This is a genomic window from Proteiniphilum sp. UBA5463 (genome assembly GCF_002427225.1).
Taxonomy (GTDB): domain Bacteria; phylum Bacteroidota; class Bacteroidia; order Bacteroidales; family Dysgonomonadaceae; genus Proteiniphilum; species Proteiniphilum propionicum.
Window position 1 is genome coordinate 5,032 of the sequence record NZ_DIQL01000059.1, and the last position, 239, is coordinate 5,270.

General features: G+C 48.5%; 1 protein-coding gene. It reads left to right on the plus strand.

All coding sequences use genetic code 11. The annotated features are described in order from the left end of the window. Window positions 1–239: transposase (locus B3B27_RS11045; RefSeq protein WP_286847433.1), on the plus strand; the 239-nt coding region annotated here is incomplete at both ends.

The following is a 239-nucleotide window of genomic DNA, read 5'->3' on the forward strand; positions in this document are numbered from 1 at the left end:
GATGTTCACATGGATGAAGAGGAGCGCTTATCGGGTAATCGCCGCAACGGCTATAACCGCAAGCAGGTTCAGACTTCCCTGGGTGAGGTTACAGTTCACACACCTCGTGACAGGGATTTCCGGTTTGAACCTGAGTTTATCAAAAAGCGGGAACGCATATTGACCGAAGGTGTGGCAGACCGTATTATTGGTTTGTATGCATTAGGAAACAGTACACGGGAGATTAGTGACTGGATGGA